The following is a 15153-nucleotide window of genomic DNA, read 5'->3' as shown; positions in this document are numbered from 1 at the left end:
ATTCTAATAGCGCGTAGTGCCCTTGATTCGTTGGGCAAACGAGGATGGACAATTGGTGCAGAATTCAGAACAGTTTCGGCAGTCGGACGTCAAAGTCTGGGGAATAGCCGCGCTCGTCTGCACCGGCTTGGCCGTTCTGGGTGCCAATGTCGGTGGTCTCATTCCCTCGTCGGCCCTCAATGCGCTGCATTCGCCGCGAAATGACGCCGCTTCGCTGGCCCAGTTGCGCCAGCAGGTTGCCGAGCTACGCACCGAAACCGTGCAACTGCGTCGCCAGAACGAAGTGCTCACGACCCGCTTCTCGCTGCAGGAACAGTCCGGCAATGAAGTGGTCCGGCGCGTCGGCGCGCTCGAAGTCTCGATGCCGACTCTGGCTGAAATTCGGCCCGCCATGGGCGCGATCGATCGCTCGGTCACCACGGCCTCGATCACCAACAATGCCGGCCAGCAGGTTGCCGCCGAAGGTGGCACGGTTGTCGTACACCAGTCGCCCCTGCAGCAACCCCTGCCCGCCCCCATCGCCGTGCCCACCGCGTCGTCGGGCGCCCAGGTTGGCTATGCTGTTGCCGTCGGTTCAAGCTTTGCGGCCGGTCAGGGCACCGCGCAGTGGCACAATCTCGAAGTTCGCCTCGGCTCCCTCGTCATCGATATGTCGCCACTCCTCACCGAGGGTGCGGGTGCCAATCAGCAGCGACTTGTCGTCGGCCCCATCGCACAAATGTCGGAAGCGCGCGATTTCTGCCAGCGCCTCGAACAGATGGAAATCGCCTGTTCGCCAACCAGCTTTGCGGGCACGCCTATCAACTAGGAAGGTCGCCTTCCCCAGCCTTGGACGGTCCCGGCGCAATATTGGTTGACTCCGGGACCATCCTGACTATTTTCCGCGCCAACGCCGCAGGGCGTTTGCAGATGCGCCGGTAGCTCAGTGGTAGAGCATTCGACTTTTAATCGAATGGTCGCGGGTTCGACCCCCGCCCGGCGTACCACTCTTCCCAAACCTCACCCGACAAGACCGAGCTGCTGCGCCGAGTGCAGCTTTGCGTAGACGCCATTGCTGCTCAGCAGCGCGTCATGGGCACCCTGCTCGGCAATGCCGTTCTCAGTAAGAACGATGATGCGATGGGCATGGCGAACGGTCGCCAGGCGATGCGCAATGATCAGCGTGGTGCGGCCCGACGACAGTTCGTTCAGCGCCTGCTGGATCGCCGCCTCGGTCGCCGTATCCAGGGCAGACGTCGCCTCGTCGAGGATCAGAATCGGCGGGTTTTTCAAGAAGATGCGCGCAATAGCGACGCGCTGCTTCTGCCCACCCGAGAGTTTCACCCCACGCTCACCGACAACCGTATCGAGCCCGGCCGGCAGGCCCGCAATCATCTCTTCCAGCCGCGCCCGACGCGCCGCTTCCATGATCGCCTCGTCCGAAGCGTCGAGATCGCCATAGGCAATGTTGGAACGCAACGTGCCGCCAAACAGGAACACGTCCTGCTGCACGACGCCGATCTGCTTGCGCAGCGAGGCCTGCGTCATGTCCGCGATGCCGATGCCATCGATTGTGATCCGGCCCTCGGTCGTCTCATAGAACCGCGGCAGTAGCGAGCAGAGCGTCGTCTTACCGGCCCCCGAAGGCCCGACAATAGCGACGGTTTCGCCCGCAGTGATGTCGAGATTGACGTTCCGCAGGATCGAGCGGCCTTCGTCGTAGGAGAATGAGACATCCTCGAAACGAATGTGCCCGCTCAGCCGGTCCACCTCGACCGCATTGGGACTATCGGCAATGTCAGGCTCGGTATCGATCAGCTTGGCAAAGCGGCGGAAGCCGGCAATGCCTTTGGGATAGCTTTCCAGCACGCCCGTGATCTTGTCGATCGGCCTCAGGAACACATCCACCAGCAGCAGGAAGCTGACGAAACCGCCATAGGACAGCTCGCCCACAACCACCAGCCAGGCGCCAGCCATCATGATGACGAGCTGCACGATGCGGGTGGAGAGGAACGTAATGAGCAGGCTGGAGGTCATGATCGCATAGGCCTGCAGCTTGGTCTTGCGATAGGCCAGATTGTTGTCCTGGAACAGCCCGGATTCGTGCCCCTCATTGGCAAAGGCTTTTACAACGCGAATACCGCCAATGGCGTCTTCCACGCGCACGTTGAAATCGCCGACCCGGCGGAACAGCTCCTGCCAGTTCCTGGTCATGCGCGAGCCGTAACGCGTCACCAGCCAGCTCATGATGGGCACGAGCGCAATCGCGATCAGCGCCAGCTTCCAATTGGTGAAAAACATCAAGAGGAAGGCGCCGATAAAGGTCATCACGGCAATGAACAGGTCTTCGGGGCCGTGGTGCGCAATTTCGCCCACGTCCTCGAGGTCCTTGGTCACATGGGTGATCAGGTGGCCTGTCTTGTTATTGTCGAAGAAGCGGAAGCTGAGCTTCTGCATGTGGTCAAAGGCCTGCCGGCGCATGTCGGTTTCCATCGACACGCCGAGCACATGGCCGAAATAATTGACGATCGCCTTGAGGCCAGCGCTGACCACATAAATGGCAAGCAGGCCGGCACAGGCCGCCAGGATCAACGAATAGTTGGACTCCGGCAGCAGCTTGTCGATCACATAGGCGACCGCCAGCGGAAAGGCGAGCTCCAGGAGGCCCGCGATAACGGCGCAACCGAAGTCGAGAATGAACAGCCCCGTATAGGGGCGATAGTAGGCATAAAAGCGCTTAAGCATGTGGCTTGGCCCATCAAGACGGATACTGGCCGCGATGGTCGGCCGGTGGAGATAACTAGACTTGTTTAGTCATATTTTATGTCTGTGGCAACGTGCGCAGGGCCGCTGTCTTGACGTTGCCATACGACTTAGGCATGACCCCGGCAACGTTCTTTCCGTCATGGCCCCATGTCAACCTGCTCCACCGACATCGACCCTTATGCCGAACTCGACAATCGGGCCGATGCTGCAGAGCTATCGGAAGAGTTCCGCATGCCGGTGGCGGTTCGGCGGCGGCGGCGTCCACCCACCAGAATTCTGACCCAGCCCGGCCGTCGCCGCCTGTAGCGGCTGTCAGAATCGGCCCGGCGAACTCATACTAAAACCACCAGCATTGTGAGGAGGCCACGTGTCTCAGGATACCATGGACCTGCTCAAGGTCCTCGCAGCGGTCTTGCTCGTCTTCGCGACGTCGACCCTCGCCATGCTCTACGTCATCTTCCTGATGGCGCAGTATGGGGCCAATCTGCCCATGGTCGGCGCCGTGCCGCTCTTCGCACCGCCCGAGCTGATCCCGCTTCTGGCCCAGAACCAGGTCTTCGCGACGCTTGCAGCCGTCCACGTGACCGCCACCGGCATCGCCTTGGCTCTCACGAGCAACACCATCGACATGGCGCTGCTGATCACAGCCAAGGCTGTGACCGTGGTCATCACCTCGCTGATCGGCTTTGCCGGCGGGCACATGATCTACCTGCAGCTCAACGAAAACACGCCGCTGACGGCCAGTGGCATCGCCCCGGCACTAATCGCGCTGGTCGGCTATTTCCTGCTTTCGACGGCGTTGAGCGTTCCCGCGTTGCGCCAATTAGGCAATCTGCGCTTCGTTATCGCCATCGGCCTGGTGCTGATCGGCCCGATGCTGCTGGTGTGGCTCTAAGAAAACCCCATCCCTTCGTCATTGCCGGGCTTGTCCCGGCAATCCATCTCGCCTCCGCATGGACCACCGGGACAAGCCCGGCGGTGACGATGAGAATTAAGCCGCCAACGTCACCACGATCGCCCCCTTGGGCGTCGCCACCACAGTGTGCTCATACTGCACACACGGCGCCATCGGGTCGGCAACCAGCGTCCATTCGTCATCGTCGCTCTTCTGCGCGGCAAACTGCCCACCCATCGACAGAAACGGCTCGATGGTGAACACCAGCCCATTCCCGATCCGCCGCCGCTCCGACCGATCCGGCCAGGTCGGGATTTCCCCCGGCTCATCATGAAGACTGTCGCCCACGCCATGGCTGGCGAGATTCCTGATCAGCGTATAGCCGCCCTTCTTGGCCACCTTGCCGATGGCCGTGCCGATATCGGCGAGCGGAGCACCCGCCTTCACGGCATTGATCCCGGCCCACATCGCCTTCTTGCCATCCCGGCACAGCGTATCGAGCCGCTTGTCACCCTTGCCCAGCACATAGCTCGCGCCGCAGTCGGCAAAGACCCCATTCAGCGCCGCCGACACGTCGATATTGACGAGATCGCCCTCACGCAGCACTCGGTCACCCGGAATGCCATGGGCGATCTCTTCATTCACCGAAATGCAGGTCGCTCCCGGAAAATCATAGGTCACGATGGGCGCCGAAAGCGCCCCATGCTCGGCCAGGATTTTCGCGCCGATCTCATCGAGTTCCAGCGTCGTCATTCCCGGCCGCATGGCCGCAGCCATGGCGTCGCGCGCCACGGCACAGATGCGGCCGATGGCCTTGAGTTTTTCCAGTTGCTCGTCGGTGGTGATGGTCAATGATCAGGCCTTGTTGGCGAGGTAGAATTTCAGGAGCCCCTGGGTGGAGCTGTCATGCCCCTCCCCGCTCTGCTCTCCCTGAACTTTTGGCAGCAGCGCCTTGGCAAGCTGCTTGCCCAGTTCCACGCCCCACTGGTCGTAGGAATTGACGTTCCAGATGACGCCCTGCACGAACACCTTGTGCTCATAGAGGGCCACCAGCGACCCCAGGATTTCAGGCGTCAGCTGCTTGTAGAACAGCGTGTTGGACGGACGATTGCCCGGGAACACCTTGTGCGGGGTCAGTGCCTTGATCTGGTCCTTGTCGAGCCCCTGAGCCTTGAGCTCGGCCACGACCTCTTCTTCGGTCTTGCCCAGCATCAGCGCTTCGGACTGCGCCAGCACATTGGCCACCAGCTTGTCGTGATGCGGCGGCAGCTTTTCGTGCGGCTGCGCGGCAATCAGGAAATCCGCCGGGATCACGTCCGTGCCCTGGTGGATCAGCTGGTAAAAGGCATGCTGCCCATTGGTGCCCGGTTCGCCCCAGACGATCGGCCCCGTCGACCAGCCAACCGGCTTGCCGTTGAGAGTGACAGACTTGCCGTTCGATTCCATATCCTGCTGCTGCAGATAGGCCGCGAAACGGCTCAGCCGCTGGTCATAGGGCAGCACGGCATGGGTCGAGAAACCCCAGGCATTGCGATACCAGACGCCAAGCAGGCCCATGATAACAGGCAGGTTGTTTTCGAGCGGCGTCTCAAGGAAGTGCCGGTCCATCGCATCGGCGCCGGCCAGGAACTTTGCAAAGTTGTCGTAGCCGACAGCCAGCGCCACGGGCAGGCCGATAGCCGACCACACCGAATAGCGGCCACCAACCCAGTCCCAGAACCCAAAAATGCGGTCTTCGCGAATGCCAAACTTGGCGCAGGCCGCAATATTGGTCGAAACCGCCGCAAAGTGGCTCGGCACCGCCTCTTCGCCCAGCGCGTCAGCCAGCCACTTACGGGCCGAATGCGCATTGGTCATCGTCTCGTCGGTCGTAAACGTCTTCGAAGCGATGATGAACAGCGTCTTCTTGGGGTCGAGCCCCTTCAGAATGTCATGAATATGCGCGCCATCGACGTTGGAGACGTAATGCGCGCGCAGGTCCGGCCGCGTATAGGGCGCCAGCGCCAGCGTCACCATCACCGGGCCGAGATCCGACCCGCCAATGCCGATATTGACCACATCGGTGATCTGCTCGCCGCCGTGGCCGCGAATTTCGCCCGACCGCACCGCATTTGTATAGGTCTCGATAGCTTTCAAGACGGCCCGCACGTCGGGCATCACGTCCTTGCCATCAACCTCAACAGGCTTGTCGCCCTGATAGCGCAGCGCCATGTGCATCACGGCGCGGTCTTCGGTGATGTTGATATGCTCGCCTTCGCACATCTGTGCGCGGCGTTCTTCAACGCCGGCAGCGCGCGCCAGGTCGAACAGCGCAGCCATCACCGCTTCGTCGATCCGGTTCTTGGAATAGTCGAGGAGGATATCCGCCCCGCTGACCGAAAAACGCTGGAAGCGGTTCGGGTCTTCCGCGAACAGCAGCCGCATCGGCTGGCCCTCGATTGCCTTCTTGAGCTTGCCCAGCGCTTCGAAACCGGCCTTACGCCCCGACTTAGCCATCAGCGTCTTCTCCAAGGAATTTTCTTACAGGACCGGCAGATCGCCGGCAGCCCATGCGGCGCGCGTTTCGGCCGCAAAGTCGGCCATGCGGCCGGCTTCGATAGCTGCCCGCGTGCCCGCGGTCAGCTCTTGATAATAGTGCAGGTTGATCTGCGAAAGGACCATGGCACCCAAAATCTCTTCCGTCCTTACCAGATGGTGGAGATAGGCCCGGCTCCAGCGCCGGCAATTGGGATTGGGTGACGCCTCGTCGAGCGGACGAGGATCATCCTTGTGCCGCGCATTCTTCAGATTGATGACACCGAAGCGCGTATAGGCGTGGCCATGGCGCCCGGCGCGGGTCGGATGCACGCAGTCGAACATGTCGACGCCGCGCTCGATGCCGCCCAGAATATCGTCCGGCTTGCCCACGCCCATCAGATAGCGCGGCCGATCCGTCGGCAGTTCCGGCGTGATGTCCGAAAGCACGCGGAACATGACTTCCTGCGGCTCGCCCACAGCCAGCCCGCCAATGGAATAGCCATCAAAGCCAATCGACTTCAGCCCCGCCGCCGATTTCGCGCGCAGCTCGGCATCGTCGCCGCCCTGCACGATGCCGAACAGGGCCCGGTTCTGCTGGTTGTTGAACGCCGTCTTGGACCGATCCGCCCAGCGCAGCGACAATTCCATCGCGCGCTCGATTTCCTTGCGCTCGGCCGGCAGTGCAATGCACTCGTCGAGTTGCATGATGATATCGCTATCGAGCAGCGTCTGGATTTCGATCGACCGCTCCGGCGTCAGCTCATAGCTAGAACCATCGATATGCGATTTGAAGGTAACGCCCTTCTCGGTGAGCTTGCGCAGCTTGGCCAGCGACATGACCTGAAACCCGCCGCTGTCGGTCAGGATCGGTCGTTGCCAGTCCATGAAATCATGGAGGCCACCCAGCGAAGCCACGCGCTCCGCGCCGGGCCGCAACATCAGGTGATAGGTATTGCCCAAAAGGATATCCGCGCCGGTCTCGCGCACCTGCTCGGGATACATCGCTTTCACGGTGCCGGCCGTGCCCACCGGCATAAAGGCCGGCGTATTGATCTCGCCCCGCGGCGTGTCGATACGGCCACGCCGCGCCGCGCCATCGGTTGCGAGAAGGGAGAAGGTAACCTGTTTCGTCGTGCTCATGGGCCGGGTTTCTAGCGGGTTAGCCCGCCAGAAGGAAGGCCCCAGCCACAAAGCCTTGGGCGCGCAGCGATCGCAGTGGATGACATCAGCCGGTTATCCCTTTCCGCGATCGGCAGAGCCCGAAAATCCAGAGCCTTTAGATAGTTGTAACTACCGACCGTCCGATTTTCGCCATTCTCGCCTGCCCCTATCGCGTCGACACTTTCTGTTGTTGAGGCCACTGATGTTCCGAACCGCTTTCCTCGTCGCCACGATTTCCCTCGCCGCGCTTCCAGCATTTGCCCAGGAGGTGAACCAGATTGAAGGTATCTACACCGGCAGCGGCGAAGGCGATTTGACGCTGGACCTCACCCATATCGAAGATGATCGCTATGCCATTTCGATCAACACGATCGTGCCGATCCAGGAAGAATTCATGGGCTGTGCCGGCGGCATTGAGGGCGAAGTTCTTCTCTCCAAGAAGGGCGGCAATTTCTTCGTCGAAAACGAGACATACGACCCGGAAAGCGACTCGCCGATGCTTTCGCAGCAATACTGCGAAATCGGCATCAGCTTCGACGGCGAAGGTGGCGTTGTTCTCGAAGAGCGCGACGGCTGCCTCGAATATCACGGCGCATCCTGCGGCTTTTCAGGCACGCTCGTCCACGACGCAGCAGGAATCTGACGCTCAAAGCACCGTGTTGACCGCGTGCATCCCGAGATTGATCGCCCCGAAAATCAGGGCGATCTCTATCGCCAGCCCCAAAAGGCAGATGCCAACCCCGAGAACGGCCCCTGCTCCATCCCGGTTCAGCATCGAAAAAGCCAGCACGCAAAGCCCGACATTGGGCACCGCATTGATGAACGGAATCGGCACCGTCATCGTCACGCTGAGCACCATGGTAAAAACGCCATAGGGAATGGTCGCCGCCGCGCCCGTAAGCCACCGCAGCCGCGGTCGCGAAAATCGCGCAATAATCCCGGTCACCCGCACCACCTGCTCACTCGCTTTCAGCAGCGGTGCCACGGGCAGCTTGCGATTTCCGATGATACCGGGCAGCCGGATCGGCCGTCCCAGCACCATGGCCAGCGCAACGGCGAATGTCGTCCAGGCGATAGTCCCGCCAAAGCCCGGCGGACCGGGGATCATGTTGAGCAGTGTCAACATCAGGATCAGCAGCCGATGCGTGCCGGGTCCCATCGCCTCGACGAGCCGATGAAACGTCAGCTTCTCATCGCCACTGGCAGCAACCGTCTTCAGGCCCGCCACAATCCGATTGGTGTAGCGGACAATAGGCGGCGCGCCGCGGCTCACGCCTCGTCGTCCTCGTCGCCAGCGGCGCGGAACAGCAGCGAAGAGTCGCCATAGGAATAGAACCGGTAACCGTTCGATATCGCGTGATGATACGCTGATTTCATCTGGTCGAGCCCCGAAAAGGCGCTGACCAGCATGAAGAGCGTCGATTTCGGCAGATGGAAATTGGTCATCAGGATATCGACGGTCCGGAACTTGAAGCCCGGCGTGATGAAGATATCCGTATCGCCGATAAAAGGCTGCAACCGCCCGGTCGCACGCGACGCCGTCTCCAGCAGCCGCAGGCTGGTGGTGCCAACCGCAATCACCCGCCCGCCCAGCGCGCGCTTCGCATTGATGCGCTCAACCGTCGCCTGGTCGATGTCGCCCCATTCCGAGTGCATGACATGGTCATCCGTGTCATCCACCTTCATGGGCAGGAAGGTCCCCGCTCCCACATGCAGCGTCACGCGCTCCATGGTCACGCCGCGATCGCTCAACTGCTGCAGCAGTTTTTCGGTGAAATGCAGCCCCGCCGTCGGCGCCGCAACCGCGCCATCCTCGGCGGCATAAACGGTCTGATAGTCGACCTTGTCGCGCTCTTCCACGGCCCGCTTGGCCCCGATATAGGGCGGCAGCGGCATGGCGCCATGCGATTTGATCGCCTCGTCGAGCTGAGCCCCGCCAAGAACGAATTCGAGCGTCACTTCGCCCGTATCGCCCTTGCCGGCGACGCGGGCCTTGAGCGCATCGGCCTGCCCATTGCCCAGTTCCAGCTCATCGAGCAGCGCCAGCTTCTTGGCCGGCCGCGCAAAAGCGCGCCAGGTATGCGCGTCCACCCGCTTGTGGAGGTTGAACGAGACATTGGCCCGCGTTTCCCCGCGTACCCGTGTGCCCCGCAATTCGGCCGGCAAGACGCGCGTGTCGTTGACGACAAGCACGTCGCCCGGCTGCAGGATTTCCAGCAGGTCCGGGATGTGCCGGTCCTGCAATTCCTCGCCCGGCCGCACCAGCAACAGTCGCGCAGAGTCGCGCGGCTCGGCCGGATGCAGGGCGATCAGTTTTTCTGGCAGCTCAAAGTCGAATTCGGAAACACGCATATCGGGCTCGTAGCACGCTTGTCGCGCTCCGAAAACGGGGCAAAGTCAGCAAGGTTGCCCTAAAGCACCCGGATCATCACCGCGCCGACGATCAGCAGCACAGCGCCGGCCACTCGGCCCATGGTGATCTCGCGCACAGCCATACCCATGAAACCAACCTTGTCGAGCACCAGCCCCGCCATCAGCTGCCCGGCCACTGAAAGCGCCATCACAGCCGCGGCGCCGATCATCGGCGTCAGCGTGATATTGGAAAACACATAGAACGCCCCCAGCAGCCCGCCGGCCACCAGCGTCCATTGCGCGGGCGCCGCAAAATTGATCGGCGTCGCCGTTACATGGCTGAAAAGAAACGCCAGTGCCCACAGCACCACGCCACCGGCGAGGAACGACACGGCCGCAGCCGCGATCGGCACTTCGAGCGCCCGTCCAAGGCCTGCATTGATCGGCGCCTGCACGGCAATGCAAGCGCCCGCGAAGACGCCCATCAGCGCCCAGAGCAAAGTATCCATCTTCAAAGTCTTACGTCCTGAAACGGCCCGACAGAATCGGTCGGCTTACATGCCAAGGTCGCTCGACCGGCACGTCACCGTCCAGAGCCCGCCGCCATCCACGGCCAACACGCCGCCCACCTGTGCCTTCTGGGCCTCGGTCACCCGGCCGATACGAAAACTGAGCGCACGGTGCTCGTTCCCCTTCTCGTCGCGCCAGGAAACCTCTCCGCCCTCGACATCGTCGCCGACAAAGCCGCGCGAAACATATTCGCCGTCATAATCGGGATGGTCGGCATTGGTCGACACGCCGAAATCATCGGTGAGCTGCATCTCGACACTGAGAATGGGCTGAACGAAGGCCGGCCCGGTCACATAGGTCAGCGACACTTCGCCCTTTTCATCGGCACAGGTGACGGTATCGAGCGCAAAGGCGCTTGCTGGCAGCCCAATCACTGCCAGCGCAAGAACGAATGTCTTAAGCATCTTGTCCGATCAGCCCACCACGCAAGTCACATCGATGACCGTGTCACCAGAGGTGAGCTTGCCGGCCCATTCCTCAGTGGCCTTATCATAGGTCACGCGCAGGCCGACCAGGATGTATTCGATATTGGGATCGACGAAATCGATCATCATATCGTCGCCCTCGGCAAAAGCCTGCCCGACGATAAAGGGCTCGCCTTCACCGCGGTCTGGTCCGGTCGAATAGGTCTTGTCGCCGATTTCGGCTGTGGCGCCGAGTACGCCCATCACGATGAGCCGTCCCATGGCTACATCCACCCAGCCGCCGTCGCCTTCACAGGTGAGGCCGGCGCTGGCGCTCGCAGGCGCTGCGAGCAAAAGGCTGGCGGCCGTAGCCGCCAGCAAAGACTTAGGCGATATCAGCCGCCACTTTGACGGAAACCATCTTGTCCGGATTGATGACGGGTTCGCCGCGCTTGATCTGGTCAACATTCTCCATGCCCTCGATGACCTTGCCCCAGACAGTGTACTGGCGATCAAGGAAACGTGCATCACCAAAGCAGATGAAGAACTGCGAATTCGCGCTGTTCGGATCCTGCGAGCGAGCCATGGAAGCGGTGCCGCGAACGTGCGGTTCTGCCGAGAATTCCTGCTTGATGTTCGGGTACTGCGAACCACCGGTGCCGGTGCGCGAGGGGTTGAAGTCGGGCGTATTGGAATTGCCAAACTTCACGTCGCCGGTCTGGGCCATGAAGCCATCGATCACGCGGTGAAACACCACGCCATCATAAGCGCCTTCGCGGGCAAGCTTCTTGATGTGGTCGACATGGCCGGGGGCCAGGTCAGGACGCATCTCGATGACGACATTGCCCTTGGTGGTTTCGATGACGAGGGTGTTTTCGGGATCGGCGTAATCGGCCATGATTTTCGCTTTCGTAGAAATGAAGTGGCCCGGATTTAGGGGCAATGTGTTCCAAGCGCAAGGCGGCCCGGCAAGTTCCGGGCCCCCAAAAGCCGTCGCGTCTTACTTATATTCGATCGAGGCATCCACGATCTTGTCCGGATTGGCCACGGCACCATTGGCGCTCTGCGGGCCCTTTTCCAGCGCATCGACGGCTTCCATGCCGGACACGACCTTGCCGAACACGGTGTACTGGCCATCGAGGAAGCTGGCATCGGCCGTGGTGATGAAGAACTGCGAATTGAACGAATTCGGATCCTGCGCACGCGCCGCGCCGAGCACACCGCGCTGGAAGCTCTCGGAGTTGAACTCAGCCTCGACATCCGGCTGGTCCGAACCGCCCATGCCCGCACGGGCAAGGTCATAGGTCGGCGAATCCGACTTGCCGAACTGCACGTCGCCGGTCTGGGCCATGAAACCGTCGATCACGCGGTGAAACACCACGCCGTCATAGGAGCCGGCTTCGGTCAGCGCGATGACGCGCTCGACGTGCTTGGGCGCGAGTTCGGGCAAGAGCTCGATATCGACCGTACCGTCTTCGAGCGTCAGGATCAGATGCGGCTTGCCGGTCTGCGCCATCGCCGGCACGGCGGAGAGGGCAAGAGCTGCGATGGCGAGGCCGGAGAAGAGGCGGCGGGAAAAGGTCATCATGATGCTTTCAAGGCCTTGAGGACGATTGGCGGAACGAAGGCGGAAATATCGCCGCCCATTTCGGCGATCTGACGCACCAATGTGGCCGAGATATGCCGCACGGGCGGGCTCGATGGCAGGAAGACCGTCTGCAGGTCCGGCGCCATCTGCGCATTCATCCCCACCATCTGCATTTCATAATTGTAGTCGGTCGTGTCGCGCAGGCCGCGAATGATCAGCTTCGCGCCATGTTCGCGCGCCGCATTGACCATCAGGCCGGAGAAATCGACAATCTTGAATTCGGTATTGGTCCGCAGCCCCACCGGCCCCAGCACCTGCTGCAGGATGGCGTGCCGATCGGCATGCGAAAACAGCGGATTCTTCTTGGTGGCGCTGACGCCTACCCCAACCACCAGCGTATCCACCAGCTTGCAGGCCCGCTCGATCACGTCGAGATGCCCATTGGTCAGTGGATCGAACGAACCGGGATAAAACCCAACCAGACCGTTCATCGGCCCCTCCCTTGTAATTATTCGCGTTTTGTCACGGGCCGCGATGCGAGGCAAGCGTAACGGCCCCGAGCAACACCAGCACGGCGCCCCCGGCGAGGAAAGCCGACGGCGTGCCCCACTGGCTGGCAATGAAGCTGCCGATCAGCGGCGCCGACAGCATGGTCAGCGTGATCACCGCCTCACCCGCTGCAAACACCCGCGCAATCCGGTCCGGCGGCGCATCGGCCTGCACGATGGTGCGATAGGGCACGAGCATGAAGGCCGTCGCCCCGCCCATGAAGCAAAGCACCAGCAGGAAAGCCGGCAACTGGATGGACCAACCCATCTGCGCGGCAATGGCAACCGCGCAGGTCGTCACGCCCGAAATCACCGCGGCCAGCGACATGGCCAACATCGGTCGCTTCCCGGCCATGCTCCCGGCCACCAGCGCTCCCACAAGACCGCCAAACCCGGACGCCGAAATGGACAGGCCAAAGGCCGTGGCACCAAAGCCAAAGCCCTCTGCCAACAGCGCAATCAGCGCGTCATAGAGAAAGAACGCAAAATAGGCGCAGGCTGAAAAGATCAGCGCCACCATGAGCCGCTGGCTCCGCCCGAATTCGCTGATTCCCTTGAGCGACTCGGTGAAGAATTTGCCCTTTTCCTCGTCCGAAGTCGGGCGCGGCGGTAGCGTCACACTCAGCGCAATCAGCGCCGCGACCAGCGACAGGGCGGCATTGAGCATGAAAATGCTCTGTGCCGACCAGAAAGCCAGCAAGAGACCACCCAGCGCCGGCCCGGCAATCTTGGAAGTCTGGTTGATCGCCTGGTGCAGCCCGTTCGCGACCCCGCGCAACGCCTCAGGCGTACTCGCCTGGATCGCCGCCTGCCGCGCCGGGGTAAAAGCCGAGTCGATGCAGCCGCGCACGAAAACCAGCGCCAGCAGCACAGCCGTGTCGCCGGCAAAGGCAAAGCCCAGCGTCGCTAATCCCCGCCCGAGATTGCTCACCACCAGCACGGTCCGGATCGGCACCCTATCGACCACGACCGCGATGAAGGGCCCAACCAGCACGTAGGGCAGGCTCAATGCCAGCGCGAACATCGCGAGCGCAAAAGGCCCCTCGCCCCAAGCAAAAACCACCAGCGCCACAACGGCCGCATAGTCGAGCCAATCGGCAAAATCCGCCGGAACGCTGGCCGCAGCAAGCCGCCGCGGCACCGGAAGGCGCAGCAAGCTGCCATAGCTGCCCACGCTCATGCCGAGGCCCGTTTCAGAGCGCGCACGAAAACATCCTGATGATCTCGGTCAATATCGGACTCGATCAGTGTCCAGCCGTTCTTTTCATAAAATCCGCGCATATGTGGCTTGGCCGACAGATAGGCCTCGGCAAATCCATGGGATGACAAGCGCTCCAGAACCGCCGAGATCAGCGTCCCGGCTACGCCGCGACCACGCGCCTCCGGCTCGACCCACAAAGCGGCAAGGCAAGGGCCAAGATCCGGGCGGGCGTCAACATCGGTCTGAATGCTTGTCGCGGTGCCGATAAACCTGCCGTTGGAAACGGCGACAAGTGTGAACGAAAAATCCGCTTCGGACAGCACCATGTCCAGGGCTTCATCGACGTCAGACAGCGACTGGCCGTCAGGCTCCCACCATGCTCGCCAGATCCGCTCCGCAACAACAGACCTGTGAGTAATCACATCACGAAGATCATGGATCTCCAGATTGGGGCCGGCCTGTTCCATCAGGCCCGCTTCTGCATCGCCAGCCAGACACCGCCCAGCATCAGGATCACGCCGGAAAGCCGTGACACCAGCCGCACGCGCGCCGCGCTCAAAAGCCCGCGCGCCCTACCCGCCACCACGGCATAGATGGCATCGGTCGAACCGGCCACCAGCATGAAGAACAGCCCCAGCACCATCACCTGCGGAAATGTCGGCTGCGACACATCGACAAACTGCGGCAGGAAGGCGCCGAGGAAGATGAGAGCCTTGGGATTGGAGAGGATTACGACAAATCCCTCAAGTGCCGTGCGAAGATTGGATTTGCCGCGCTCCGCCTCGACAGTGCCAAGATCGCCATCGCTGCGCAGCATCTTGAAGCCGAGCCAGATAAGATAGGCGGCGCCGATCAGCTTGATCCAGTCGAACGCAGCGCCCATGAAGGCCACCAGTGCCTGCATGCCCAGCGCCACGACCAGCGTCATCACCAGGAAGCCGGCCTGCGTCCCCGCCACGATGGCAAGCCCAGCCCCGGTTCCACGCGCCAGGGAGTTGGCGACGATGACGGTCACCGTGGGGCCCGGCACGATAGCCAGGAGAAAGCAGGCGCCAAGATAGGGAATGAGCGTCGAAAGATCGAACACGGTGAGTCTCCTCTCAATGGGAGCAAGCCACCGGGCGCCCGAAAAGACAAGAGTCATCGGCAGATGTCGTCGGCCGAACACCCCC

At 61.7% G+C, this 15153-nt stretch carries 19 protein-coding genes and 1 tRNA gene; 5 read left to right on the top strand and 15 right to left on the bottom strand.

Annotation, left to right across the window (positions count from 1 at the left end):
• The first annotated feature begins 55 nt into the window (after positions 1-55).
• The gene (locus tag NVV77_RS07335) at positions 56-808 is read left to right on the top strand and encodes a hypothetical protein (protein WP_295411809.1); all 753 of its coding nucleotides are present in this window, start codon (positions 56-58) and stop codon (positions 806-808) included.
• A gap of 103 nt (positions 809-911) precedes the next feature.
• Positions 912-986, top strand: a tRNA-Lys gene (locus NVV77_RS07330).
• A gap of 13 nt (positions 987-999) precedes the next feature.
• Here the strand turns inward: NVV77_RS07330 and NVV77_RS07325 are convergent.
• Positions 1000-2724, bottom strand: a complete 1725-nt coding sequence (locus NVV77_RS07325) for an ABC transporter ATP-binding protein (protein ID WP_295411808.1) — start codon at positions 2722-2724, stop codon at positions 1000-1002.
• Positions 2725-2892: 168 nt separating this feature from the next.
• Here NVV77_RS07325 and NVV77_RS07320 point away from each other — a divergent pair, with 168 nt between their 5' ends.
• Together NVV77_RS07320 and NVV77_RS07315 are read left to right on the top strand one after the other, a co-directional pair.
• Positions 2893-3051 carry a hypothetical protein gene (locus NVV77_RS07320; protein WP_295411807.1) on the top strand — a complete coding sequence of 53 codons (159 nt, stop codon included), beginning with the start codon at positions 2893-2895 and terminating at the stop codon, positions 3049-3051.
• A 61-nt stretch (positions 3052-3112) separates the two neighbouring features.
• Entirely contained in the window at positions 3113-3640 is a 528-nt protein-coding gene (locus NVV77_RS07315) for a hypothetical protein (RefSeq protein WP_295411806.1), read from the top strand.
• A 96-nt stretch (positions 3641-3736) separates the two neighbouring features.
• Here the strand turns inward: NVV77_RS07315 and map are convergent, their stop codons facing one another.
• Genes map through tgt form a run of 3 tightly spaced genes read right to left on the bottom strand, consistent with a single transcriptional unit; the run spans position 3737 to position 7297 of the window.
• The gene (gene map, locus NVV77_RS07310; RefSeq protein ID WP_295411805.1) at positions 3737-4492 is read right to left on the bottom strand and encodes a type I methionyl aminopeptidase; all 756 of its coding nucleotides are present in this window, start codon (positions 4490-4492) and stop codon (positions 3737-3739) included.
• Between the two features lie 3 nt (positions 4493-4495).
• Positions 4496-6136, bottom strand: coding sequence for a glucose-6-phosphate isomerase (gene pgi, locus NVV77_RS07305; RefSeq protein WP_295411804.1), 1641 nt, complete (start codon positions 6134-6136; stop codon positions 4496-4498).
• 24 nt (positions 6137-6160) lie between these two features.
• Entirely contained in the window at positions 6161-7297 is a 1137-nt protein-coding gene (gene tgt, locus NVV77_RS07300; RefSeq protein WP_295411803.1) for a tRNA guanosine(34) transglycosylase Tgt, read from the bottom strand.
• 223 nt (positions 7298-7520) lie between these two features.
• Here tgt and NVV77_RS07295 point away from each other — a divergent pair, with 223 nt between their 5' ends.
• Complete coding sequence (locus NVV77_RS07295) at positions 7521-7961, top strand: hypothetical protein (protein WP_295411802.1); 441 nt, start codon at positions 7521-7523, stop codon at positions 7959-7961.
• 3 nt (positions 7962-7964) lie between these two features.
• Here NVV77_RS07295 and NVV77_RS07290 read toward each other — a convergent pair whose 3' ends face one another.
• From NVV77_RS07290 to NVV77_RS07240, 11 genes are all read right to left on the bottom strand, one after another.
• Positions 7965-8591, bottom strand: a complete 627-nt coding sequence (locus NVV77_RS07290; RefSeq protein ID WP_295411801.1) for an exopolysaccharide biosynthesis protein — start codon at positions 8589-8591, stop codon at positions 7965-7967.
• A complete protein-coding gene (gene queA / locus NVV77_RS07285) occupies positions 8588-9670 on the bottom strand; it encodes a tRNA preQ1(34) S-adenosylmethionine ribosyltransferase-isomerase QueA (RefSeq protein WP_295411800.1) in 1083 nt (360 codons plus the stop codon). The genes NVV77_RS07290 and queA overlap by 4 nt, the downstream gene beginning before the upstream one ends.
• A gap of 59 nt (positions 9671-9729) precedes the next feature.
• Positions 9730-10179: a DMT family transporter gene (locus tag NVV77_RS07280; RefSeq protein WP_295411799.1), complete on the bottom strand. Its 450-nt coding sequence runs from the start codon at positions 10177-10179 to the stop codon at positions 9730-9732.
• Between the two features lie 45 nt (positions 10180-10224).
• Positions 10225-10644 (bottom strand): hypothetical protein, encoded by a 420-nt coding sequence (locus NVV77_RS07275; RefSeq protein ID WP_295411798.1) that lies wholly within the window; start codon positions 10642-10644, stop codon positions 10225-10227.
• Positions 10645-10653: 9 nt separating this feature from the next.
• Positions 10654-10926 (bottom strand): hypothetical protein, encoded by a 273-nt coding sequence (locus NVV77_RS07270; protein WP_295411797.1) that lies wholly within the window; start codon positions 10924-10926, stop codon positions 10654-10656.
• Between the two features lie 103 nt (positions 10927-11029).
• Complete coding sequence (locus NVV77_RS07265; protein ID WP_295411796.1) at positions 11030-11542, bottom strand: peptidylprolyl isomerase; 513 nt, start codon at positions 11540-11542, stop codon at positions 11030-11032.
• A gap of 102 nt (positions 11543-11644) precedes the next feature.
• The gene (locus NVV77_RS07260; protein ID WP_295412270.1) at positions 11645-12229 is read right to left on the bottom strand and encodes a peptidylprolyl isomerase; all 585 of its coding nucleotides are present in this window, start codon (positions 12227-12229) and stop codon (positions 11645-11647) included.
• Positions 12229-12723, bottom strand: a complete 495-nt coding sequence (gene coaD / locus NVV77_RS07255) for a pantetheine-phosphate adenylyltransferase (protein WP_295411795.1) — start codon at positions 12721-12723, stop codon at positions 12229-12231. Before coaD ends, NVV77_RS07260 begins: the two co-directional genes overlap by 1 nt.
• 31 nt (positions 12724-12754) lie before the next feature.
• On the bottom strand, positions 12755-13960 hold the full coding sequence (locus NVV77_RS07250; protein ID WP_295411794.1) for an MFS transporter: 1206 nt from the start codon (positions 13958-13960) through the stop codon (positions 12755-12757).
• The gene (locus NVV77_RS07245; RefSeq protein WP_295411793.1) at positions 13957-14448 is read right to left on the bottom strand and encodes a GNAT family N-acetyltransferase; all 492 of its coding nucleotides are present in this window, start codon (positions 14446-14448) and stop codon (positions 13957-13959) included. The genes NVV77_RS07250 and NVV77_RS07245 overlap by 4 nt, the downstream gene beginning before the upstream one ends.
• A complete protein-coding gene (locus tag NVV77_RS07240) occupies positions 14448-15068 on the bottom strand; it encodes a LysE family translocator (protein ID WP_295411792.1) in 621 nt (206 codons plus the stop codon). The genes NVV77_RS07245 and NVV77_RS07240 overlap by 1 nt, the downstream gene beginning before the upstream one ends.
• Between the last annotated feature and the right edge of the window lie 85 nt (positions 15069-15153).

This window comes from Devosia sp., from assembly GCF_024707125.1.
In the GTDB taxonomy this organism is placed as follows: Bacteria; Pseudomonadota; Alphaproteobacteria; order Rhizobiales; family Devosiaceae; genus Devosia.
Note: the sequence above shows the minus strand (reverse complement) of the source record. Positions and strands in the feature narration are given on the sequence as shown.